This window comes from Enterococcus ureasiticus (genome assembly GCF_001730285.1).
Taxonomy (GTDB): Bacteria; Bacillota; Bacilli; order Lactobacillales; family Enterococcaceae; genus Enterococcus_L; species Enterococcus_L ureasiticus.
Genome location: NZ_MIJZ01000015.1, coordinates 142,607 through 168,605 on the forward strand (window position 1 = coordinate 142,607; position 25,999 = coordinate 168,605).

General features: G+C 37.0%; 18 protein-coding genes. 5 read left to right on the top strand and 13 right to left on the bottom strand.

The annotated features are described in order from the left end of the window. Positions 1-12: 12 nt before the first annotated feature. Positions 13-1,404: a glycoside hydrolase family 1 protein gene (locus BCR21_RS13310; RefSeq protein WP_069646954.1), complete on the top strand. Its 1,392-nt coding sequence runs from the start codon at positions 13-15 to the stop codon at positions 1,402-1,404. 15 nt (positions 1,405-1,419) lie between these two features. Beyond that, positions 1,420-2,766, top strand: a complete 1,347-nt coding sequence (gene celB, locus BCR21_RS13315) for a PTS cellobiose transporter subunit IIC (RefSeq protein ID WP_069646955.1) — start codon at positions 1,420-1,422, stop codon at positions 2,764-2,766. Positions 2,767-2,863: 97 nt separating this feature from the next. On the opposite strand, the gene BCR21_RS13320 is transcribed toward celB, so the two are convergent. The 4 genes from BCR21_RS13320 to BCR21_RS13335 form a co-directional block, all read right to left on the bottom strand. Further along, positions 2,864-3,820: an RnfABCDGE type electron transport complex subunit D gene (locus BCR21_RS13320; protein WP_069646956.1), complete on the bottom strand. Its 957-nt coding sequence runs from the start codon at positions 3,818-3,820 to the stop codon at positions 2,864-2,866. Continuing rightward, positions 3,820-5,109 carry an electron transport complex subunit RsxC gene (gene rsxC / locus BCR21_RS13325; RefSeq protein WP_069646957.1) on the bottom strand — a complete coding sequence of 430 codons (1,290 nt, stop codon included), beginning with the start codon at positions 5,107-5,109 and terminating at the stop codon, positions 3,820-3,822. The genes BCR21_RS13320 and rsxC overlap by 1 nt, the downstream gene beginning before the upstream one ends. A gap of 606 nt (positions 5,110-5,715) precedes the next feature. After that, complete coding sequence (locus BCR21_RS13330; protein ID WP_069646958.1) at positions 5,716-6,276, bottom strand: HdeD family acid-resistance protein; 561 nt, start codon at positions 6,274-6,276, stop codon at positions 5,716-5,718. Between the two features lie 213 nt (positions 6,277-6,489). Further along, positions 6,490-7,461, bottom strand: a complete 972-nt coding sequence (locus tag BCR21_RS13335) for a ribose-phosphate diphosphokinase (RefSeq protein WP_069646959.1) — start codon at positions 7,459-7,461, stop codon at positions 6,490-6,492. A 420-nt stretch (positions 7,462-7,881) separates the two neighbouring features. Between BCR21_RS13335 and BCR21_RS13340 the strand changes: the two genes are divergently transcribed. Further along, on the top strand, positions 7,882-11,667 hold the full coding sequence (locus tag BCR21_RS13340) for a 5'-nucleotidase C-terminal domain-containing protein (protein ID WP_069646960.1): 3,786 nt from the start codon (positions 7,882-7,884) through the stop codon (positions 11,665-11,667). A gap of 39 nt (positions 11,668-11,706) precedes the next feature. On the opposite strand, the gene glmU is transcribed toward BCR21_RS13340, so the two are convergent. Then, positions 11,707-13,089, bottom strand: a complete 1,383-nt coding sequence (gene glmU, locus BCR21_RS13345) for a bifunctional UDP-N-acetylglucosamine diphosphorylase/glucosamine-1-phosphate N-acetyltransferase GlmU (protein ID WP_069646961.1) — start codon at positions 13,087-13,089, stop codon at positions 11,707-11,709. Between the two features lie 447 nt (positions 13,090-13,536). Here glmU and BCR21_RS13350 point away from each other — a divergent pair, with 447 nt between their 5' ends. Then, positions 13,537-14,184, top strand: a complete 648-nt coding sequence (locus tag BCR21_RS13350; RefSeq protein WP_069646962.1) for a FusB/FusC family EF-G-binding protein — start codon at positions 13,537-13,539, stop codon at positions 14,182-14,184. Between the two features lie 107 nt (positions 14,185-14,291). Here the strand turns inward: BCR21_RS13350 and BCR21_RS13355 are convergent, their stop codons facing one another. The 6 genes from BCR21_RS13355 to BCR21_RS13380 all read right to left on the bottom strand — a co-directional run bounded on the left by BCR21_RS13355 (position 14,292) and on the right by BCR21_RS13380 (position 21,409). Beyond that, complete coding sequence (locus BCR21_RS13355; protein ID WP_069646963.1) at positions 14,292-15,434, bottom strand: WxLIP family cell surface protein; 1,143 nt, start codon at positions 15,432-15,434, stop codon at positions 14,292-14,294. Positions 15,435-15,578: 144 nt separating this feature from the next. Continuing rightward, complete coding sequence (locus BCR21_RS13360; RefSeq protein ID WP_069646964.1) at positions 15,579-16,337, bottom strand: WxL domain-containing protein; 759 nt, start codon at positions 16,335-16,337, stop codon at positions 15,579-15,581. Positions 16,338-16,410: 73 nt separating this feature from the next. Next, a complete protein-coding gene (locus BCR21_RS13365; protein WP_069646965.1) occupies positions 16,411-17,217 on the bottom strand; it encodes a WxL domain-containing protein in 807 nt (268 codons plus the stop codon). Continuing rightward, positions 17,214-17,543, bottom strand: coding sequence for an LPXTG cell wall anchor domain-containing protein (locus BCR21_RS13370; RefSeq protein ID WP_069646966.1), 330 nt, complete (start codon positions 17,541-17,543; stop codon positions 17,214-17,216). Before BCR21_RS13370 ends, BCR21_RS13365 begins: the two co-directional genes overlap by 4 nt. A 13-nt stretch (positions 17,544-17,556) precedes the next feature. Continuing rightward, complete coding sequence (locus BCR21_RS17210; protein WP_069646967.1) at positions 17,557-20,652, bottom strand: MucBP domain-containing protein; 3,096 nt, start codon at positions 20,650-20,652, stop codon at positions 17,557-17,559. Between the two features lie 31 nt (positions 20,653-20,683). Beyond that, a complete protein-coding gene (locus BCR21_RS13380) occupies positions 20,684-21,409 on the bottom strand; it encodes a winged helix-turn-helix domain-containing protein (protein ID WP_069646968.1) in 726 nt (241 codons plus the stop codon). A 287-nt stretch (positions 21,410-21,696) separates the two neighbouring features. On the opposite strand from BCR21_RS13380, the gene BCR21_RS13385 reads away from it, so the two are divergent. Next, positions 21,697-23,124 (top strand): AcpB/EbpR/MafR family transcriptional regulator, encoded by a 1,428-nt coding sequence (locus BCR21_RS13385; RefSeq protein ID WP_069646969.1) that lies wholly within the window; start codon positions 21,697-21,699, stop codon positions 23,122-23,124. 1,251 nt (positions 23,125-24,375) lie between these two features. Here the strand turns inward: BCR21_RS13385 and BCR21_RS16695 are convergent. Beyond that, a complete protein-coding gene (locus BCR21_RS16695) occupies positions 24,376-24,552 on the bottom strand; it encodes a helix-turn-helix transcriptional regulator (protein WP_084013316.1) in 177 nt (58 codons plus the stop codon). Positions 24,553-24,755: 203 nt separating this feature from the next. After that, complete coding sequence (locus BCR21_RS13390) at positions 24,756-25,901, bottom strand: ArgE/DapE family deacylase (protein WP_069646970.1); 1,146 nt, start codon at positions 25,899-25,901, stop codon at positions 24,756-24,758. Positions 25,902-25,999 lie beyond the last annotated feature (98 nt).

Genomic DNA, 25,999 nt, shown 5'->3' on the forward strand with positions numbered 1-25,999 from the left:
ATGGAGAAACCAATGACACATACATTTCCTGAAAATTTCCTATGGGGCGCATCGATTTCCGCCCATCAAACAGAAGGTGCCTATACTATTGACGGCAAAGGCTTGAGTGTACAAGACACACGCCAAAGAGATAATCATGATATCGCAGATTTTACAGTCGCTGTCGATCATTATCATCATTATAAAGAGGATATTGGTTTATTAGCTGAGATGGGCATCAAGGTTTTCCGTTTCTCGATTGCCTGGACACGAATTTTCCCAAATGGACGAGGAGACATCAATCAAAAAGGATTACAACATTATAGCGATGTCATTGATGAATTACTAAAATACGATATTCAACCATATATCACATTGAATCATTTTGATCTCCCTCAAGCTTTTGAAGACGAAGGTGGTTGGAGCGTTCGCAGTACAGTAGATGCCTTTAAAATTTATGCTGAAACCTTGTTTGATGCTTATGGCGATCGCGTAAAACATTGGTTAACGATCAACGAGCCAAACATCATGCTATTAGTCGATAAAAAAATTCTAGGAAAAGAAATTCCACTTCAAGAAAAATACCAACAATTTCATCATCTAATGATTGCTGAAAAATATGCATTCAAACGATGCCACGAATTAGTTATTGGCGGACAAATCGGGCCTGTTCCAAATATTTCCTTAGTTTATCCAGCCACTAGCAAACCAATGGACAATCAAGCCGCACTTTATTTTAATAGTGTTCGAAACTGGGCCTATCTGGACTTTTCTTGTTTCGGCCGCTATAACGCTGTCTTCAAAGATTACCTGAACCGTAATAACATAACGATCGACTTTGCCCCAGAAGATAAAGAGTTGATGGAAAATAATTTCCCAGATTTTGTTGCAATGAATTTTTACACAACGGTTACAGTTGAAAAACCAACAGAAAAAGAGGGTATGGCAAACGGGATCAGTGATCAGCAAAGTGAAGATATTATGGAATGGGGCTTTTATAAAGGCTTTACCAATCCTTATTTGAAGAAAAATGAATTCAATTGGACGATCGATCCTGATGGGTTGAAAACAACACTTCAAACACTTTACGATCGTTATCATTTACCGATCATTATTACCGAAAATGGTTTAGGGGCAAAAGATGAACTGACAAGTGATGGCAAAATCCATGATAGTTACCGTATCAATTATTTAGAACAACACATCGATCAATGTTTACAAGCAATCGAAGCTGGCGTTGACTTGATTGGTTATAGCCCGTGGTCCGCAATCGACTTGATCAGCGTTCATGAAGGGATTAGTAAACGTTATGGCTTTATTTATGTAGATCGCACAGAACATGATGAAAAAGAACTCACTCGCTACAAAAAAGATAGTTTTTACTGGTATCAAACCTTGATCGAAACGAATCAATTGCCCTCATAAGGAAAGGAGAAAAAAATGAATAAAGTATTTACATTTTTGGAAACAAAGTTGATGCCGCCTTTGAATAAAGTTGCGAACTTGCGCTTTATTCGGGCTATTATGCAGGCTGGGATCATTACGGTGCCATTTACGATCGTCGGATCGATTTTCCTGATTATTAATAATTTACCGCAAATCATTCCGCCATTGGCACCATTTTTTGAGAATACAATCTTGAAATTCGCACCGATCTATAGCGTGGCTACTACTATGTCGATTGGATCGATCGCAATTTTTTATTGTTTGGCAACGGCTTATTATTTAACGGATATTTATCGGAAAGAAGAAAGCGATGAGCTGAGTAGTTTTGTTGGGGCTATTTTAGGATTGTTTGCCTTTTTGATGACGATTATCCAAACTGATATCGTTGATAGTGGTGCCCAGTTGATTCAATCAGAAAATGAAACGTCAATTGTTTATAATGGGGTCGCACTTGGTGGTTGGGTCACTCGTTTTAGTGGTATTGGGATTTTTATTGGGATCATCACGGCTGTGATTTCAACTCAAATTTATCGTTGGTGTGTGAAAAAAAACATTACCATTCGGATGCCTGAAGGAGTTCCTGATGGCGTAAGTAAAGCTTTTGCTTCATTGATTCCTGCGATTTTTATTGCGTTCGTGATGATATTTATTAATACGATTTTAGCGATATTCCATACTGATTTACACGGTTTATTATCAAAACCGTTTGAGTTTGTTAAAGATTTGACCGGTTCTTGGTTGGGTATCATTGTTATTATGTTGTTGATTCATCTGCTTTGGGCCGTTGGGGTTCATGGGACTGCCGTGATTAAAAATAGTTTTATCAATCCGATTTTACTCGTGGCATTGACTGAGAATGTGAATGGCGGAACCAATATTTTTGCTGGGGATTTCATTAATATGTATATCTTCATCGGTGGTGCTGGTAGTACACTTGGCTTGGTTTTACTGATGATTTTTGTGGCAAAGTCAGACCAGCTTAAGGTACTTGGTAAAGCGGCGGTGCTTCCTGGTTTGTTTAATATCAATGAACCTGTGATTTTTGGGGCACCGATTGTTTATAACCCTTATTTGATCATTCCGTTTATTGTGACACCTTTGATCAATGTGACGATTGCTTATTTTGCTTCTTCTGTTGGGTTCGTGAATAAAGTGATTACTGGAATACCTTGGATTTCTCCTGTGGGAATCGGGGCATTTCTGGGAACTGGTGGAGATTTTAGAGCAGTGTTGCTTGCGTTGATTAATTTGGCGGTTTCGATTGTTTGTTATTATCCGTTTTTCAAGATGTATGATGGGAAGTTGTATGGAGAACAGATGGCAGCTGTGAAGAATGATTAAGCTGAATTGAATAAAGATAAAAAAGATAGCAGCTCTATTGCAGAAACTGTTATCTTTTTTGTTATTATCATTTGTTCTCTATCGAAAACAAACTGCCTTATCCTTCTCCATAAATCTTAGACGCCGTATATCTATTAATCAACGGCGTCAACAAATTCATCACCAAAATCGCCACACCGATCCCACCAGGTAAATCAATACAAATTCTCAACACTGCTGCCAAAACACCACAGCCTATCGCAAAAATATACTTACCCTTATCCGTCAACGGCGAAGTCGTATAATCTGTCACCATAAAGACCGCAGCAAAAATCAACGCGCCGCTCAACAAATGAGCATTCGCAAAGTCAAAATTAAATGAACTATACAGCAAGATTGCCCCATAAAATGATCCTAACGTGAGAACTGGTACCAACGGATTAATGATTTTACGTGCAATCAAATAAACAGCTGATAAAAGCAAAGCAAACTTACACGTCTCTCCAATCGGTCCACCTAAACCAAATCCCATAAATAAATCAACTAAATCAGGCGTTGATGGAGAAACCTCTCTAGCAAAGTGTCCTAAGTCAACCAATGGCGTCGATGTTGCCACAACATCTGATCGTGGCGTAACCCAGTTCGTAATCCACGGTGAGAATAATAATTTCAATAACACACGGGCAGCAACCGCTGGATTGAGCCAATTTCTACCAATACCGCCAGTCAATTGTTTTACTACAATAATTGCAATAAAATCTCCAATAAGAAGTGTCCATAGAGGAGCTGTAACTGGCAACGTCAATGCCAAAAGCCACCCTGTTATCACTGCACTGTAATCCGTTATCGTCACTTTCTTCCAAACGACTTTCTGAAAAGCAAGCTCAAATCCTACACATGCAACAATACTCACAACCACCATCACTAAAGACCATAATCCAAAAAAGTAAGTTGCAGCAATTGTCGGAAACATCAAAGCAATCAATACTTGCTGCATGATCCACTGTGATGTCCATTTTTCTCTAATATGAGGTCCCATAAACGGTCCTGTACTTGTATATTTTGTATTTATCATTATCTGCTCCCCAACACTTTCTGTTTTGCTGCTCGGATATCTCCTAAAATATCAATTTTTGATGGACAAATATAAGAACAGGCCCCACAATCGATACAATTCAACACACCTAAGCGCTCTGCTTCTTCAATATCACCTGCTCGATACGCATTACTAATCGAAATCGGCTGTAAATTGACGGGGCAAGCATTCACACATTCTGAACAGCGGATACAATTTTGCTCTTTAGGAATATTTGCTTCTTCTCGAGTCAAGGCAAGGATCAGGGACGTTGTTTTAGTTACTGGTTCATCCAAACTTTGGATCACTTTCCCCATCATTGGGCCGCCATTGATCAGCTTCATTGGGCTGTCAATAAAACCACCACAGGCTTCAATGACATGTTCAATCGGCGTGCCGATTCTTACACGTAAGTTTTGAGGATGTTTGATTGGTGTACCAGAAACCGTCAAAACGCGATCAATCAACGGGCGACTTTCTTTCACTGCATGAAATGTGGCTAATACGGTAGACACATTCATGATTCCAACATTTAAATCGATTGGTAATTTCCCAACCGGTAGTTCTTTTCCAAGGACAGCTTTGATCACGATTTTTTCAGCCCCTTGAGGATAATGATTCGGTAAAATTTTTAGTTTGATCCGCTCATTGTCGATTTTAGCCTCCAAGTCACGGATTGCCTCTTGTGATGAACTTTCTATTGCGATCACACATTGCTTGATCGACAGCATTTCTTGAAGCAGACTGATTCCTTCGATAAAATCATTCATTTGTTCAATAATGATTCTTCTATCAGCTGTTACAAAAGGTTCACATTCGACTGCATTTACAATCAATGTTTCCATTTGCTGATGCTCTTTTAAAAGGAATTTTACATCTGTTGGAAAACCAGCTCCACCCATTCCAACAATTCCGTTATTTTTGATTGTTTCCACGAGGTTTTCACTACCTGATTGCGGCATTTCATATGTATCTTTAAAATCATTTTTGATGACCACAACGGATACTTCATTTACTCCAATGACTCTCTGCTCAACTTTCTCAACGATTCCTGAAATCGAACTATGTATATTGGCTGAAATCAAGCCATCTTTTTCTCCGATCAGTGTTCCTATTTTCACTTTTTGCCCAATAGAAACGATGATTCTTGCTGGTTTACCGATGTGCATATTCATTGGTAAAATAATCTGCTTAGGTGCGCTTAAGTCATTGATGGATTCTAACTTTGTTAACCATTTATTTTTCGGAACCTTGACACCGCCGAGTTTTCTTTTTATTCTAAAAAGCATTGATTTATCTTCCTCCCCATTCATTTTTGTCTATCTGTAAATAAAAAAGTAATAGACTAACGCGATCGCCACAACAACTAATTGCGTGGTCAAACCCCAAATTTCATATTTTTCTCTTTTCATGATTACTCCTTTTGCATTTCTATTTTTTACTATGTATAAGACTATTTTTTTCGTTAAATTTAGCATAGCATCAAATCATATAATCCATAGTTAATTTTTTCCACTTGTTTCCGAAAAATGAACTTGCGATTCTTCTATAAATCAATTTTTTATAAATAAAAATGAATAAACCGTTTTCCTTCTAACATAGCGGAATAATTTAATTGAATTTATTACAATAAAATGATGAATAATCAATATTTTCCTGTTACAAAACTAAATCTGACAATTTTGCTAAAAAAAAGGAAACCAAGTATCATTTCCTGCATTTTTACATACAGAAAATAACGCTTGGCTACCGCTTATTATCTAAAGAATATTTACTGGAAAAATGCTTAATCAGCAAAAACAGAAACGCCCCCTTCTTATTTCCAAGAAGTAAACGCTTCTGTCCTATACTCATCTATTTTTATCAATATTGTCAGTGTATATTTTCAACATAAATCAGTTTGTCACATGTATGTCTCTACGATTGAGCATACCACCTATTAATTTTACAAAACCGAATAACAAGAAGTAAATACTAATTAGCACCGGAGCAGTTACAATTGTCGTATCTCCCGCTACCAATAACATTAATCCAATAACACTCCCTATTAAATAAATGACCAATGAAATATAGTAATAACTCTCAGATATTTTTTTAGCCAAATCCAGCAAGAAAAATGAAATAACCGCATCCCCTATAAACCAGATACCAAATAACATAGATAACTCAACCAAATTTAAAGAGGTATTTACGATCATTATAATACCAACAAGGATGTCAACAACACCTAGTAGCAAAGAAGAATACTGATTATGATGGGTTCTTTTTTTGATATTTGCTCTATTCAATATCTCAAAAACACCTTTAATCAACGAGAATACACCAAAAATCCGGATTGACTCTATTAGCGAGTTTGGTGTGTATCTCAACGCTAGAACCGCCATAAAAATGTACATGGTGCCTGTAACTATTTGCAAAAATCGATACGACTTTATAAAACTAGTTGCACTGTTCATTTGATTCACGCTCCCTTATTTCATTTTATATCTATATATTAGGACGATAACAGTTTTTTTTCAAAAATTAGTGATTATTAACGTAATAAATTTCCAATCTCTTTTACTAAAATGCACTTGATCTTTCCAGTACTATTTAAAATCACTTTTTTCACAACAAAAAAAGCCATTATTTCCAGTATATTCATACACAGGAAATAATAGGCCTATTTTTTATTTACGTTTCGTCTCAAACAATGGACTAACTGGTTTATTTTCGTGGATACGTTTGATGGCATCACCAATTAATTCACCCACACTGATTTCATCGATTTTATCGATTTTACGATTATCAGAAAGGTAGATAGAATCAGTTACAACTAAACGTTTGATTGCAGAATCTTCAATGCGCTGTAAAGCTGGTCCTGATAAGACTGGGTGTGTACATGAAGCATACACTTCTTTTGCGCCAGCTTCTTGTAATGCGTTGGCAGCTAATGAAATTGTCCCAGCTGTGTCGATCATGTCATCGATCAAGACACATATTTTGCCTTCTACATGTCCAATAATGTTCATCACTTCAGCAACATTCGCTTTTGGACGGCGTTTGTCGATGATTGCAATCGGTGCTTTCAAGTATTCCGCAAGTTTGCGAGCACGTGTCACACCACCATGGTCAGGAGAAACAACGACAACGTCATCCCCTTGAATGCCATGTTCCATAAAGTAATCTGCAATTAATGGAGCGCCCATCAAATGATCCACTGGAATATCAAAGAATCCTTGGATTTGAACGGCATGTAGATCTAATGTCAACATTCTAGTTGCTCCTGCTTTTTCAAGCATATTTGCAACAAGTTTCGCTGTGATTGGTTCACGGGCACGGGCTTTACGATCTTGACGTGCATAACCATAGTAAGGCATCACAACGTTGATTGTTTTTGCACTGGCACGTTTTAAGGCATCGATCATGATCAACAATTCCATCAAATTATCATTGACAGGACTACTTGTTGATTGGATGATATAAACGTGAGAGCCACGAATACTTTCTTCAATATTTACTTGAATTTCACCATCACTGAATTGAGTGACAGAAGATTTTCCTAATTCTACACCGACCGCTGCAGCGATTTTTTCCGCTAATGGACGATTCGAGTTAAGAGAAAAGATTTTCAATCTAGGATCAAAATAATGTTTTGACATGAGGACCTCCACTTTCTTTTACTGAACAATAGTTTCCTTATAAATAGTAGTCACTTTTTCAAAATAAATCAAGTGATTTTGAAGCATTCCTCTAAATTAATTCGATTTTCTAATAAAAATCAGCAAGTCTTCACGTGAAAAAAATGAACTCAGTTAAAATATGTGGATTTTGTCATTTACTTTTGAAAAATTAGAGCATTTTCTAATGACAACACACAAGAAATATATTACTATTTAGTTGGACCTAAAAAATGAAAGCGCATTACTTTTTTGTAACGAATCTTGGTTAACGTGCTTCGTATTATCTAGTTTTACGAGCTCGTTCAACTTTTACTGTGAACCATAAGCAACGATTGTTTCATAGTAAAAGAGTTTCATAGAAACTGTTGATCAATACTTATTATTAAGAGGAGGATTTTTGTGAAAAAGTCAGTTTTGAAAAAAGTACAACTTGGTTTACAGGTATTAATGGTTTCCACTTTACTCGCAGGTACTGGTGCAACGACCGTCTTGGCTATTGAGACTGTATCAAGCACTGAAACCCAAGCAACAAAAGGAACTACTACAGAAAGCTCTACTGTTTCAAGTACAATGCAAGAGGAACAAGAAATTACTCAACAAGTAGCCGCAGATTCAAAAATTAATGCTCAAAAATTGACAATTTTAGGAACCTCAGATGTCCACGGCCAGCTCTGGGACTGGTCATATGAAGATGACAAACAAACACCCGTAGGTCTCTCTCAAGTTAGTTCTGTCGTAAAAAATATTCGTTCAGAAAATCCTAATGGTACTATTCTAATTGACAACGGAGATATGAATCAAGGAACGATTTTAACAGATGATTTGTATAATAAAGCCCCTTTAATCGATAAACCAAATCCAATGATCAAAGCGATGAATTACATGAAATATGATGCCATGGTTTTGGGGAACCATGAATTTAATTTTGGCTTGGACTTGATCAAAAAACTTAATACTGAGGCAGAGTTTCCTATCTTATCTGCGAACACCTATGTAAAAGACTCAAACAGCCGCTTTGTCGGTGGTACGATGAAAAAAGACATTGACCTAGATGGAGATGGACACAAGGATTTGACTGTCGGCATCATTGGCCTGACAACACCACAAATTCCATTATGGGATGGAGCTAAAGTAGACAGCCTGTATTTTAATCCGTTAAAAGAAGAAGCCGAAAAAGCCGTAGCTGAATTAAAAGACGACACGGATATCATTGTCGCTTCGATCCACGCCGGACGTCAAAACTCTGATCCTTCCGCAAGTGCCGATCAAGTCATTAATAATGTTGCCGGCATCGACGCTTATATTTTGGGACATGATCACCGCTCTTTCGCAGAAAAACTTCAAGGACCAAATGGACCTGTTCCTGTTGCTGGACCAAAAGATACTGGAACTGAAATGATCAAAATCGACCTTGATATCGAAAAAATTAATGACCAATGGCAGGTTAAAAACAGCGATGCTGCTATCATAAGTACAAAAACTGTTCCAGCAGATGAAGCATTAAAAAACGAAACACAAGAATACCATGATAAAACAAGAGAATTCATCTCAGAAAAAATTGGAACAGCGACTGGCGATTTTTTACCACCAGAAGAAGTAAAAGGAATTCCTGAAGCGCAACTTCGACCTACTGCAATGATTTCACTGATCAATAATGTACAACGAAAAGCAACTGGCGCACAACTAGCTGCCTCTGCGCTCTTTAAAGCAGACAGTAAATTAAATGCAGGAGATATTTCTTATTCTAATATTTTTGATATTTATAAATATCCTAATACACTAGTTAGTGTCAATATTACTGGAGAAAATCTACTAGAATACATGGAAAATCAGGCGGATTACTACAATACACCTGGTCCTGACGATTTAACAATCAGTTTTAATGAAAAAATTCGTGTGTATAACTATGATGTTTTTTCTGGCATTTCTTATAAAATCGATATTTCCAAACCGCATGGACAACGTATCATCAATCCCACGATCGACGGAAAACCAGTTGACCTTGAGGCAAACTATACGATTGCTATGAATAATTACCGCTATGAAGGTTTATTGACACAAGGTCTTGTCAAGGGTGACCCAATCAAATCCACTGATCCTGAAACCTTACGTGGGTTGATTGCAGATTACATTCGTGAAAAACAAACCCTTGATCCAGAAAAAGAAATCGAACATAACTGGGAAGTGATCGGCTATCATTTTAATAACAACTGGCGTAAATTAGCTGTTCAATTAGTCAATGACGGGACATTGCAGACAGAGCCAGCAGCAGATGGCAGAACGCCTAATGTTAAACCCATCACGAAACAAGATGTGAAAAATGCAGGTTATCAACCAGATTCAGAAGCAATCACGATCATGCATACCAATGATGTTCATGGACGGCTAGAAGGTAATGGAAAAGATGTCTTAGGTATGCCACGTTTGAAGACGTATAAAAATAGGATCAATCCAGATCTCTTGATCGACGCAGGTGATGCATTCCAGGGCTTACCGATTTCTAATTTCTCTAAAGGAAAAGACATGGTCAACGTGATGAATGAAGTGGGCTACGATGCCATGGCTGTTGGAAATCATGAATTTGATTTTGGCTTGGAAACAGCACTAGAGTATAAAGACGAATTGAATTTCCCAATCTTATCAAATAATACTTTTAAAGATGGACAATTAGTCTTTGAACCTTCTACAATCGTTGAAAAAGGTGGCAATAAATACGCCATTATCGGCGTAACCACACCTGAAACAGCGACAAAAACACATCCAAACAATGTAGTAGGTGTGACTTTTGCTGATCCAATCGCTGAAACAAAAAAAGCCATCCAAACATTCAAAGATTCAGGGGAAACAATCACTGCCTATGTCGTTACTGGACACTTAGGTATCGACGAAACGACTCCACATGAATGGCGTGGTGATACTTTGGCAGAGACATTAAGCAAAGAATTTCCCGATTTGAATATTACTGTTTTAGATGGGCATTCTCATACAGCCGTTGATGGCGGAAAACAATTTGGAAATGTGATGTACACCCAAACAGGGAATTATTTGAATAATGTCGGTTTAGTAAATGTGGATTTGACAGACCTTACCAAAAAAACAGCTTCATTAACTCCTGCAGAAACCTTAGCAGATTTAGAAGAAGATCCTGCCGTTAAAGCCTTAGTTGACCAGGCCAGAGCGAATTTTGAAGCATGGGGTTCAGAAGTTGTCATTGAAAATAACCCTTACCAGTTTAATGGTGAACGCGACAATGTACGAACAAGAGAAACAAATTTAGGGAATCTGATTGGCGATGCCATGTTAGCTTACGGACAGCACGGCTTTAAAAATCAAGCTGATTTTGCAGTAACAAATGGTGGCGGTATTCGAGCAAATATCGAACCTGGAAAAGTGACACTAGGAGATATTATAGCTGTAATGCCTTTCGGTAACAGCATCTCCCAAATCAAAGTGACAGGGGCAGAGGTCAAAGAAATGTTTGAGCTTTCACTTCGTTCAATGGCACGAAAAGACGAAAACGGTGCAATCATTTTAGACGACTTTAATCAACCAAAACTTGGGGCAAATGGTGGCTTCCTACATGTCTCCAGCACCATCCGAGTCCACTATGATTCAACGAAAAAGGGCTCATTACTACCTGCAGATGAAGGCAACGGAACGGACAAAACGATTGTTGGAGAACGGGTTCTGCAAGTAGAAATCCAGGATCGTACAACTGGAAAATTTGCACCGATCGATGAAAAAGCAACCTATCATATGGCAACGAATGACTTCTTAGCAGCTGGCGGTGACGGCTACGATATGTTAGGCGGCGAGCGTGAAGAAGGACCTTCTTTAGATACTGTCTTGATCAATCATCTAAAACAAGGAACAAACCTTCGTCTATATGATGCCGCAACAAATATTGATCTTGCACAATACAAAGAAGCCTTTCCAGGCGAGCGAATCATTTCTATTTCAGAAGCTGAGTTTAATAAGAAAAACAAACCCGAACCTGTACCAAATCCAGATCCAAAAGAGCCAACGAAACCAGATGAGATCAAAACAGCTAAACCTGTCGGAAAAACAGCAGATTACCCGAAAATGGGTGAAACAATTGTTGCTTATGGCAGTTTAGGATTACTTATTATTGGACTTTCTGGTTACGGCTTTTATGAATATAATCGTAAACGGAAAATAGGATAGCTAAAAAGATGACTCCCAATAAATGGCAGTCATCTTTTTTTATTTCTCGTTATTCATATAAGGCATGTTTTTCCCATACCCTTCTTTATTCACTTGCCTTGCCCGAGCAATCGCCAAGTCAAATTCTGCCACATCATCAGTGATCGTAGAACCTGCAGCGATTACTGAGTTCGCTGCGACATTCACAGGTGCGATCAAACTTGTTGATGATCCGATGAAGGCATGATCTCCAACCGTTGTGCGATGTTTATCTTTTCCATCATAGTTAACGAAAACCACACCGCAGCCAACGTTAATATCTTTACCTAAATCTGCATCACCAACATACGTTAAATGTCCGACTTTAGTATCTTCTGCTACGGTCGCATTTTTGATTTCTACAAAGTTTCCAACATGAACACGCTCACCGATTTCAGCTTTTGGACGGATATGAGCAAATGGACCGACATCCGCATTTTTGCGAATAATGCTTTCTTCAATCACAGATTGTGCGATCTTTACATTGTCCTCGATCACGCTATCCACAATTTCAGAATGCGCACCGATAAAACAATCTTCACCAATCACTGTTTTCCCTTTTAAATGTACACCGGCTTCAATCACAGTATCTGAACCGATCACAACACCTTCATCAATGTACGTTGAATCAGAATCAACGAATGATACACCATTTCTCATATGCATCGTATTCAAACGGCGGTACATGATTTTGTTCGCCTCAGCTAAAGCCACACGATCATTGATCCCCATCGCTTCTTCAAAGTTAGCCATTTGATATGCCGCAACGCTCTTACCTTCTTTTTTAAGGATCTCAATAATATCTGTTAAATAGTATTCCCCTTGTGCATTGTCGGTATTGATTTTAGATAAAGCATTAAACAAGGCTTCATTATCAAAACAGAACGTTCCAGTATTGATTTCCTGTACACGAGCTTCTTGTTCGGAAGCATCTTTTTGCTCCACGATTTTTTCAACGATGCCTACATGATCACGAATGATACGACCGTATCCAGTTGGATCTTCCGCATGAGCTGTTAAAATCGTCGCACTTGCGTTTTTACCTTGATGATAATCAAAAAGGTTCGCTAATGTTTCGGAAGTCAAAAGCGGTGTATCTCCTGTAATAACAAGAGTCGTTCCTTTTTTGCCTGCTAAATGCGATTCTGCTTGCAACACCGCATGTCCCGTTCCTAATTGTTCTGCTTGTAAAGCATATTGGCTACGTTCACCTAGATGGCTTTTGATTGCCTCCGCACCATGACCTACAATCGTCACAACTTCATTTGGATTCGTTTTTTCTACTTGATCCATGATGTGTTCCACCATTGGTTTGCCAGCGACAGGGTGCAACACTTTATAAAGTTTTGATTTCATGCGTGTTCCTTTACCAGCAGCTAGGATGATGACATATCTGTTTTCCAATTGCTTCACTCCTAAGATTTGTTTTATTTTTCAATCGTTTATTTTCAATTTAAAATAGCGCCATGTTTTAGTTTAGCCTACTCTTTGCGGTTTTTCAACTGAACCAATTGCATTTTTGCTATACCAATTTATAATTTTGCGTGTTTGCGTTATAATAAAGGAAATTATGTTAGTACAATTAACAGCCAGTAACTTATAGAGCCAATCTTTCTGTCAGAGTGCGTTGTGCCATGTGCTATCTAGCTACGCGGGCTAGTCACTACGCTCTGCTTCGATCTCAACAACTCCTAAGAGCTAAAGCCCTAAGGATTGAAGGTCTCGGAAAAAAGATAAAAATGGCATGTGACAAAAAGCGTCCCATACAATTTTTCCTATTTTTCTGTCGAGACTGAACGAGCCCACTGCGCTTTTAATTTTATCACTTGAATGATAGAGAGGAAATCCATTATGAATAAACAAATACAACCATATCAATTTAATTTTATTAGAAAACAAGCCAATATTTTGCTACAAGCTCATTTGTCTGTAAATGATAAAAGTACAATCAAAACACTGCAAGCGATCGTTCTTGATAAAATCAATGATCAGTTTGGTGCAGATAAAGATGCGTTACAACCATTATTGGAAGGTTTCTTAGAAGCAGCAACTTCTAAACCTAGACTTGAACAATATTTAGAAGGGGTGAAAGAAGCGGTTATTCCGTTTGATCCACCTTCAAAACAACAACTATCAAAACTCTTTAAAAAGACCAAGAAGTTGAAAATCCCAGAATGGGAAACAATGGATTTGAGAGACTATACCTTTTACAGTTGGAATGATAGTGGGAAACAGCAAAAATTTATTGTCGCTTCAATGGACGGACAGCTAGTCGGTGTCTCAGGAACGATTTCTCCTACGACTCAAAAAGGCATCTGCCCGATTTGTCATGAAACGTCAGAAGTTTCAATGTTTCTGTCTAAAGTGAAAGAATCTGGTGATGGGATGTATACCAAGCGTGGGAATTATATTTGCTACGATAGTGAGAAATGCAACTATAATATCGAGCGTAGAGAAGAGTTAGAAGCGTTCGTTCAGAATGTGAAGTTTATGAAATAAAAATAATGTTAAAAGACACTGCGGATCTCAACCACAGTGTCTTTTAACATTGTTACAAATTTTATCTCACTTAATTTATTAAAATCTTTATTGATTTTATGCTCGGCTTACGACTCATCACGCATTTTATCTTGTTTACTTTTCTTTCCTTGAACAGCTTTCTTTTTCTTACGTTTTTTTTGGGCTTCTTGTTCCTTTTCTTCTTTCCTTTTGCGTCTATACGTGATCACACCATAAATACCACTTGCAATAACAAGTACACCAACTACGCTTATTGCGATCAAGACCCAATTCTTTCCTTTTTCTGGTACCAAACTAACATCTTGTTCATTGAATTTATCCGCATCTTCTCGAGTAATCTCAAATTCTTCCGTCCATTCCCACCGCTGATCTCCAGAAGTAACCAAGGTAGTTGCTACATATGTACCTGATACCATTCGTTCTCCATTCATACTAATCGGAAATTGAATAAATGAATTGGGTGCCATCCGCATTTCTGTTTGTTTGCGTTCAAACAAGACAGTTTCTCGCCCTTTAGCCGTGATTTGTGTTTCTACTGTCATATCATTAAGAAATGCAGGAACAACATTAGAAAAATCAATAAAAATAGTATTTCGATAACTATTTTGACCAGCAAATACTTGATTAAACTTTAAATCAGGCAACTGTTCTTCTTCTGACTCTTGTAACAATAAACCAATCACATACGCATATTGATTAATAATATGCGACCCTCCTTGATTGGAGACATTTTCATCTTGATTTGCCTTCATCAGTTGGATACCTCCAGCGACCACACCATCAATGCCAGTTTCTGGAATTTGAAGCTTTAACTCAATCTTCTTCGTTTCGCCTGCTCCCAACTCCACTTTTTCTGGTCCAGTTACCAAATCGACAAAATCATATTTTAGTGAGTCGTCATTGTCGATAGTTGAGTCACCATATTCAATCACACCGTTTTGATTTGTTTTCGCACCATTTAAACTAACATCGATCGTTACTTTTTCAGCACTAGGATTACTCACAGTTACAGCAAGTGTTTGTTTTTGACCTGGAGTCACCTTCAGTTTGTAGTAACCAATATTATCTTCCATTTGATTTTCTGGAAACGTTAAACTGTAGGTAAAGCCTGTAGCACCAGCAAGGTCTTCTCCTGATTCTGCATAAGCCGATATGGTAGGAACTACAATCGATAATGTTAAGAATGCGCTCCATCCAATAAATAACAATTTTTGTATTTTTTTTAACATTCTTATCCCCTCGTATCTATTTATTTTATATGTATTTTTTATAATAAGAGGGCTGGAACATAACTCTTTGAGTTAGATCACAGCCCCTTAAATTTCAAATAAAAAGTGGTTAAAAACAGCTACTCTGCTTCAGTAAAAAAGAAATTATTGAGCAGCGACAACTTTCCAAGTGACCTTGGCAGTATAATCACCAATCGCCATATTTGAGGCTGTGGCAGCTGGTACTGTTAGTAATATAGACTCATCTTCTGTTGAATCTGCACTGTTACCAAATGCCATAATGTAACGTCCTTTTCCTTCTTGTTCTTCTTGACTAGCAGTTACAATCGCTTGTGCTCCACCATCTTCTGTCAGTTGGAAATTGGAATTAATAGTTGATGGGGTATTATTTGTATTATCACCTTGAGCTGTCATAAATCCATTGCTAAAATCAATAGTTGACCCGTTTAACATGTTTGAACTTTCTCCAGTAAATTGTTGAGTCATTTCCGCAGTCAACGTGTAACCAAATGTACCTCCAGCACGAATATCACGCCATTGAACAAAATTTCCACGCATACCTGCTTCACCATAATTCATTGGAGAGGCAAATGTTTTGACTTCGTTTGCAGATGTTTTAATACTACCAAACTCTAAGCTACTGACACGTTCAATCATCAAAGGACCGATATCTGGATTGACAATTTCATCTGGTCCATCTGGATCTGGTTCTGGCAATGTTTCACCTGGGTTCTCCGGATCCACAGTATCAATTTCCTCGTCAGGATCAGTACCACCTTCTTCTACTGTTACGCTCCCAATAGAATCTAATTCCTCTGGTGCAGCAACTGCTGCTGTTGGTGCTAAAGCACCGATTGTTAGTGCAGCGATGATTGCTGCTGATGATAGTGATGTAAGTTTCATGTTGTATTTCCTCCTATTAGTTGAATGTTTTTATTTATTTGACAATCTGGATGAAACCAGACATATCACATGATTAAGGTAACTCCGCTAAAATCCACGTGAGTTCTGTTGTGTACTGTAGAGGATGAATCGTTGTTGTGCTCGGAACGGTCAAACTGATCGCTGAATTGCGATACGCAGCTTTTCCCGAAAATTCATCCATAATTGCTTGCCCCGAAGAATCTAAGGCCGGAGTTAGAGTATTTTCTATCTGATTGCTGTTCATTTGCGAAGCACCAAAAGCAATTACCCATACACCACGCCCATTTCCTTGCGTTGCCGTTGCTAACTCATAAGCTGTATCCATTGTTTGAAGATTGATTGGCTCTCTGGTTACCGTTGGCGCTTGGCTTGTTCCACTACTGTTGGCCCAGCTTTTATCTAAGGATAATATAGCTCCGTTTAATTCTTGTTCACTTGTTTCTTGAATCATGGCATTTCTAAATTGATAATTTTGTTTCAATTGAAGTGTCCAGCCTGTAGCATGTGTACGCTGATCGGTCACTTGGATAAAACTACCTCTTGGACCCGTATCTCCTAAAAATTGTTGCGCAAATGCAGTATACGTGCGAGCCGAAGCCGTCAGATCTGCTCGGCCAAAATCCAATGTTGAAACAAAATCAATACGCAACGGACCTTCGGTTGAAGGGCTCTCACCTGGATTGACAACTTCTTCGGGATTTTCAGGATCTATAGGAGTAGAAATTGGATTGCCTTCCACTGTCACTGTACCCGGTTGCTCCAACCATCCAGAAGTTGCTTCGGCCTCGCGTGAAAACATACTGACGGCTGACAGCAATAATACGGCACTAGCAGTTGCTTTCAAAAGTTGTTGTTTCATCGCTCTGGTTCCTCCTTGGTCCACTGACGTAGTAAGAATAACAGCAACAGTAATAGGAGTCCTACTCCAACAAAGAGGAATTTCCCAATGATCTCCCCAGTACTCGGCAAGTTACCTACTGGTTTTTTTATCGCATCTGAACCATTTTTTTCTGAGGATTCGGAATTGACGGGCGGATTTGTCTTTTCTTCTTCATAAAATGAAATAGTCCCGTTTGTTCGAACTTGGCCACCAATATTTTCAGAAGCATCCACTGTTACAAAGGTAGCGCCAATACAGACTAGCAGCAAAGAACAGATAACGATGATTTTTGTGTACAGTCTCATTTTTCTCTCTCCTCTACGGCTGACCAGCCATTACTTTCCAGGTAATGACACCTGTATAACTGCCTGTATGAACAATATCAGATGAACCGATTTCTAGTTTCACACCATCCGTCCCATTCTCTGTTCCCCAGCTGTTGCTAATATCAAAACGGCCTGATACTCCTTCTTGATTTAAATAAACCATTTGGGCATTTGTATCCAAGAGTGTTTCTTGCCCTTCATAGACGTAACGCAAAGCACTATGCAATTCTTGTCCGGTTTCATTTTTCATTGGAGAAGATAATGCAGCTGTTAATGTCCAACCATTGCTATTATCCGCTCGAGTATCAGCTACTATCAGTGGCTGGTCAATTTCAGGGTCTTCCACACGTTTTGTTGTTGCATCATACGTAATAGCGCCAAAATCGATTGACTGCGGTGCAGAAACTAGGCTCAGCAACCCTTGAAGCTTATATTGAACGGTCACTTCTGCTGCTTCAATTTTAAATGCCGTTTCATTGTCTGGTCGTTCACTTAGTTCATAACCAGCACTTGCTAGAGTAGCCAATTGCTCAACGACTGCTTGTTCCTTCGTCAAATCGATCTCGTCACCAACTTGTGTCTCTACCCTGACCGTATATCCAGGGAGCAGTTGCTCCAACTCATTAATGAATTGGACTGTTAAGACTGCTTTTTGGAGCACTTCTTTATACACATATGTTACGGTGATCGTCTCTTCAGTGAATGTTCCTATCGAATTTAAAGGTTCTTCTACTAATTCCCAACCTTGGAAATCTCTGCCTTGTGTACTGTATTGTGTTCCAACTTCGCCTGTCATCGTTTCACTTGCTAGTAAAATACCGTCATTTGACTGGTACCGCACTTCGACCGTACCTTCTGCCACAGGTATATCGGAAGATTCAAGAATAAAAACTAAAGAGGCACTAGAACTTTCCGGGGTGAACTCAAAAGATGCTTCATCATATCTACCATTTGTCGCTATAATCTCTTTAACAATGTACTCTGATGTCTCTAACAACCCTTCAGGAACTGCACTTTCAATGACTGTCGGAACATCAATTATCCCTACCAATATTTCTTCTGGAAAAATATTGTTGCCATGTTCATCAACATAAGAAACAGTTATTTCTGCCTGTTCATTTTCATAAATGGTTGTTCCTTTAGCAGATATTCTTTTGTAATTATTAGAAGTCACACTTACGTTAAGCATCATCAACATACTATCCGTTGTAGAGACAACTTGTCCCTGTTGTGAATACCTCACAACATTTTCTCTAGCTATAGAAGGCTCTCTCCAGAAAGGTTCTGAGTTTTGCCAAATACTGATGTTAGCGTCATTGATTGAAAAAGAAGATGTAGAAGATATCGCAAGTAAGTTAGTCTCAACGTTACTTCTAATGTCTAGACTTCTAGGATCATTAATTGCTATACTAGTTCTCGTTCCTGCAAGGTTTATCAATGTAGTTAAGGATACATCTGGTTCATCTTCATCTCCGTCATCACCATCATCTTCCTCATCGTCTCCTCCTTCATCGGGTGAAACTGGGATACCAGGAACAATATTATTATTTTGATTCAATAGTAATACATTCATTTTTCCTCCAGTTTCTGTTACTAAAGAAGTATCACGCCTACGAAAGTGAATCCCCATCTGATTTGACGTATAAATATTCAATTCTCCGCCAGATAAAATAGTATATGCTTGCGGTCGACCATTCGCTGCACTTTGGTCACCTAACGGAGCAACCCCACCATTTTGATTCTGGTAAAAGTAGTTTACTTTGGCTCCTTCTTCAATCGTGTATGCTCGGAAGTGGCGGAAAACGGCCGGCTGTGAAGCATTTTCGTTGTTTTCTCTATAAAAATTAACTCTTGCATCAGTTTTTACACGAAATTCTGAATTTGTACCAGTGACCGCTGCACCACTAACATTTCGTGGGAACCAAACTGCTGCACGATTACTATTAAAAACTATACTCGTATAGTAAGCATTTTCTTCAACAACTAAACTTCCTAAAGCAAAATTAGATCTTCTAGTTCTAATATAAGCATTTCCCTTTAATGTCACTTCAGAACGTCTTGCATCGACCGCTCTTCTTGATCCTGATATTGTTGTATTTTCAAGTAGGATTCTCCATCTTCCGCCAGCTAAAGAATCATTTGCTCGGATAAAATCTGTAGAAGTATTTGAAAAAAGAATTGTTATGTTGTTAAAATGAAAGTTTTTTTCAATACCTGAACTCAAATTCCCAAGCATTAGACTATTACTATTAAGAGATAAGGTAAATCCGTTACCATTGATTTCTAAGTTTTCCGTTCTCGAAGCAAAATTATCTGTCCCTACAGAAGAAATATCCCTCATTAAAATTATTTTAGTAATTGAGTTATTTGCTATTGATTGAACTAACTGATCCCACGTATATACTTGAAAATAGTCATTAAATTCCGTATTGTACAGTTCTTTTTCTGAATCTAAATCCAGATTTTCTTCTTTAATATCCGCTTCAACAGTTTGCATGGTAGTGTTATCTTCTTGCACAGTTGTCTCATCAAATAATGAATTTTCATCAGATTCCAAAGCAATAATCGCTATACTTGCTAATTTTTCTTGCTTGCTATCATCAAATAATTCGAGCGTATACGTTTCACTAGATTTTGCTACTAATGCAACATTTAAAGAGGTTTTAGAAACGGGAAAATGTATCCTCAATTCTCTAGACGTTTCATCCCAATCAAATGCAAATTGTTCACTCGAAAGCTCTTGTTCTTGAATCAATTCCTCTTGAAGACGTGCATCAAACGTTATTCCATCTGGGATAACAAGGTTTAACTTTCTTTTAGCTTCGGATTGCTCAATAGTTATGTTAGAAGATTCTTCAACATCTAGTTCTGCTAAATCCAGTAGCACGTTTTCTCCCTCTTCATCACGCTCGTCTCTGATTTCCAGGTAAAAAGGTTCATCCACTATAATTTCATCTTCTAACACTTCCATAGAAACGTGGGCTTTAGCAAATAAGTTTGTCGCAGAAAAATAAAATTCACTAACTATCGTCAATCCAAGAATCACGAGTATAAAAATATTGATATTGAGTAATTTCTTTTTATTCATTTTTCTTTAATTTCCCTCCTTTCTTGCCACTTTAACTGCTATATTGCATCACCTCCTTAACCAAACTGCTTTCAATATTAGAATCAAGTAAATAGCCAATCGAACGGACCGTTCTAAGTATTTTAGGATTAATGCCATGATGACTTAGTTTATTTCTAATGTGAAAAGCTAAGTTGGATGTTCGGTATTTTCTTATTGAATTATCGCTCTCTCCATCTTCTGACCAAACGCATTTATAAATTTCTTCATATGTAAAAGCTTGATTCATTCTGGATGCTAATAACGACACCATTTTGTATTCTAAACGCGTAAGACATACTTCTGCCTTGTATGGTAGTTTCATGCTACAATTTAAAGAGTTCAATTGTAGTTGGTTTGATGAATTATTGTTACTGATTGACTCGTCAGATATCGGGTTCAATAATTCCAAGGTATTTTCAATCATGGCAAACATTTCTTCATTAGATATCGTTGCATCAAGATTTCCTAGAACACCCAGTTCCAAATTCAGGTTTTTACTCATCGGCTGTTCAGTCTCATTTCTCACCCAAATAGGTAGTGAGCAGTGTCTTTTAATTGTTAAAATCAACTCTAAAACATTATTTTGATGTTCATCGTTTGTCGTATAGATAATCACACCATGAATATTGTCTAAGTGACTTAATAACTGCTCCACATCATTAAAATAGAACTCGGATACTTTGATTGATGTTGCCATACTATAATTCTCAGCATTATAAATTGCTAAATTATACATCGGTTGTTTCCTCCTTCTTGTTTTTTGTCTAACCAAAAGATAATCTATCTATTTTTTTTTCACAAACCTACTTTGTCCCAGGTAGAGACAAATCCAAAAGCCCTATAAATTAAAGAATAAAAAGAGTACATAGTGTTTTTTTCATTTTTATTTTATTTTTTCATAAGAATTACATGTTTTTTACCAATATTTTTATTCTTTTTTTCTCTTAGTAGAGAAAAAAAGAATAAATTTTGTCTGTTATTTTTGCTATGATTTTATAAAGAAATGATTTAGGAGGAATGAAAATGAATAAAATCGGATATAACTTACTAATTGATGCCTCAACAAAACGAAAAATTACTATATTAAACTTATTATTAGAGTCGGATATCCCTTTGTTGATGTCTGAGCTTGCACAAATTTGTGAGGTTTCCCCAAAAACTTTACGGAGAGATGCCCAATCACTAGTAGAATTATTTCCCGAATCGATTGTCTTTGAAAATAGTTCTTTATTTCTAAATACTGCCGTAGATATCAATCCAGTTTTAAGCTACATTGAAGATGAGGTGAAAAATAATATTCTTTTTTCAATCGTTGAAGATACATTTTATGGTAGGAGTGAGACAATTGATTATCTCTCAGAAAAATTTTTTATAGCAGAGTCCACGCTGCGTAAACACCTTTCCATTTTAAAAGAGGTTTTAGATGCGTTTGATTTAACTCTGAGTCTTTCTCCAATTGAAATACTTGGTGATGAAATCAATATCCGCTACTTTTATTTCCACTTTTTTGAACAAGTCGCTGACTTTAATCACAATAGTTATCCAGAACAAAAGCAAGCAGATCTCTATGCACTTTTAAGAAATCTGACCCATACATATGGGTTGATTCTTAATGTTGATTACCACCGTTTGATCCGTTGGCTAGCCGTCAGTGAGCAACGAATCAAGCAAAATAAGCTAGTATATCTAAAACAGGAAATTCACGACAAATATGCTGAAAATGACGTATTTTTAATTTTAAAAAATGCCATAAATCAAACACTCAACGCTAATATTTATAGTCGCATCAACGATGCGGAAATTATTTTTTCTTTTCTTATTTCACTCGATACGATTGTTTACGATGAAAAAAGCTATTTTTTACCAAATAGCTTTTTAAGTGAAATGGAAGCTTTTGAACATTTAGCAACCGAATTTTTTCAATATTCGAATTTAAGCTATTCTTTGAACGTTGAATTAAAAGCTATTATTAAAGCATTTCTAGTGAACGAAAAAGCATTGCAAGAACTTTCCCCACTATTTCAAAAAAATAATTCTGATTTTAAACTACTAATGGAAAAAAAATACCCCAAAACAATCGCTCTCTGGAACGATATTTTGAAGAATCATGATGATTTTTTGTATAAAGAAGATTTAGCTGCAAGTTTGACCTCTCTCACAGAAGCCAAAGTCAATCGCAGGAGCAAAGTGCTTTTTGCCCTAAGTGGTACTTCTGCGGAAACGACTTATTATAAATATCTAGCGCATAAATATGTTCCTAAAACAGCGGAACTGTCTTTTATTTTTAATCAACCAATCGATAATAATTTAATTGAACGGTTAGACATCGATATATGTATCTGTAACTTTCCATTGCCTCCATCTAGTTTGAATTGTACATTTTTCAAATTTTCTAGTGTTCCTTTGGATCGAGAATGGGAAATGTTAGCAAAAAAATTAACTGCTATCTAACTGTGTACTTTTCTTTTTGAATCCTAGCTTTTTTTGCATGTTTCAGTGGCTATGATTGTTCAAAATTAACTCAATGTACTAAAAAACTAGTCTCGAAAGAAGAATGGATTGAGATTTACAATAAAACACAGCTCATTTTTAGAAGCCATAATAGCCGGGGATTCTTGCTCGCTATTTTAGTATGTTATGTGTAAAATTTATTTTTATATTTACTCACCAATGCAAGTAAAACTTAAAAATTTCCACCTCTTTTGTCAAATTTCTCCTTTTTCCTGGACAGTTTTGACTATTTGAATTCTTTCGCGATATTCTATTGACTATTCTAACCCCTTTACGTTAGAATAAATTTACAACATAAAATAAAAAAGGCGCCCTGTCAGAAGACGGACATCTTCCAAACAGAGCCCCGTATTATCAGCGTAAACTAATAATACAAGTTGCCTCGCCAATAATTTCGTATTGACTAATCTTATTGTACTAAAAGTAAGAACGGATTTCCATTCTTTTTTACTGACTCAATAATCTTAGTGGATGGTTATTTAACGAACGCTTCATGGTATTAGTAGCTGACTAATATCATTTTTTTGTGTTGAATTCAGGTAATTAGAGCGAAAAACAAAATAAAAAGGCACTCTGCAAAAGGACGGACATCCTCGTACAGAGCCTCATATTATCAGCGTAAACTAATAATATAAGTTGCCCTAGTCAATATTTGCATACTGACTCTTTCATTTTACTCAATTTTTGTAAGAAATACTAGTGTTTTTTACAAATTTGAGTGGTTTGAAGTAGTTAGTTGGTATTTGTTGCACTTTTGCACGGTATTAGTTGGTTGCTAATGCCGTATTTTTTCGCTCTTTTTATAAATAGCAAGCGCCTCTCTCCTTTTTTAATACGATATTCTCGTATTTACATTCTACCAATTGGTGCTTGCGAGCGGGTTTACTAGAATCAATCACTACCATGCGTTCACCATTCAATCTAAAAAGGCAGCCAAGTCAATGCGTATAAATGGGCTAGAACAATTTCTAAAGTTTACTTGATTGAATGGTACAACGTAACGATTGATTTTTAGTCTATCCGTATTCTTAACAATCCGTCTGGCGGAAGATGGGTTGTTAAGTAAAAAATTCGCAGGCCTGCAGATCCTGCGAATTTCAACTAGCTGCTCATCATTTCAGAAACAATCCAACCATTTTTTATTATCACACGATGAGCAGCTGGCTTGTTTTTACTTGTTTACTAAATCTATTAGTTATTTTTATACTCCATCTGAATATTGTTTAACATTTTAAGAATATCACTATTGGGATTACTCTTCCTATTTTCCCAATTAGAAATACTTTGCCTCGTTACATATAACCTATCTGCTAGTTCTTGTTGTGTTAAATTCAATTGATGTCGTTTCTTTTTCACTTCTGTAATCATGTTCTTCTCCCTACTAGTTATGATATAAACTCATTATAGAACTATTTTTTTATAAAAAACAATATTGATTTTGAATAGTTACAATCACTTTTTCTGATATTTAAATAATCTAATTTTTCCCCCTATCAACTCAATAAAATCAAAAAAATACCTAGAACTGAAACACTCAATTCTAGATACTTTTTCACTTTTATATCTGTCGGTTACGCTAAATAAGTCGTCGCCATTTCTTTATAAATGTCCACCATTTCCAAATAGTTATCCACATCTACATATTCATCCACTTGATGCGGTGTTTCATTACCTGGGCCAAAAATAATGACTGGAAATGTTTGTTTGCCTTTTGTAAATTCAGCGGCATCCGTTGTTCCAGACACACCAACCATTGGAATATCGACATTGACTTGTTTTTTCGCTACTTGTTGGGCGATTTTTGCGATATCAGAATCTTTTTCACTTTTCACTGAAATTTTATTTGCTTCAATACTCAATGTTAAATGATACGTCTCTTTTTGATTCAACTCATCGATTAGTTCGTTCATTTTTTTTATAACAAGATCATTGTCATAATTAGGGATCGTTCTGATATTTCCTTGAAGACTTGCTTCACTTGGAATACTGTTGATTTGTTCCCCACCTGAAATCATCGTTACATTATAGATAAAATCACCTAAGACTTCATCTGTATGGATTTCACTGCGGAATAATTGATTGGCTCTTGAATAAAAATCATTCAAATGATCGATTGCATTTACCCCTAGTTGCGGCATTGAGCTGTGAGCATTCTTACCTTGGGATTCTACTTTAAAATTGATCGATCCTTTATGTGCATAAACGATACCAGCATAGCCAGAAGGTTCACCGATCACCATTGAGGTCACATCATCTACGTAGCCTTCTTTGGTTAATTGTTCTGCTCCTAATTCGCCAACTTCTTCACCAACTGTGGCAATCAAACGAAGACGTCCATTGAATGCGGCCTTTTCTTCTTTTAATTCAATCATTGCGATTGCCATAGCAGCTAAACCACTTTTCATATCACAAGTGCCGCGACCGTACATTTTACCGTCACGAATCTCAGGTTTAAACGGATCAGAAGTCCAGTCAGATTCATTCCCTGCTGAAACGACATCCATATGTCCTGAAAATGCTAAAACTTTTTCACTATTTTTATTACCGATTTCAACAATTAGGTTGTCTCGGTCTTTGTCATATTCTAAAAAGCTTGAGTCGATCCCGTGTTGTTTGAAAAGCTTGCTTAGGTACTCAGCGACTTCTTTTTCGTTGCCGTTGACTGATTTGATTGCGACGATGTCTTTTAAAATTTGAATTTTTTCTTGATTTTCCATTGTGTTGGCCTTCTTTCATTTGATTCATTCAGTTTCTCATCGTGTGTGGGAGATACTGGATAAATTTGCTTACAGGTTAACTATACACCTAATTTGGG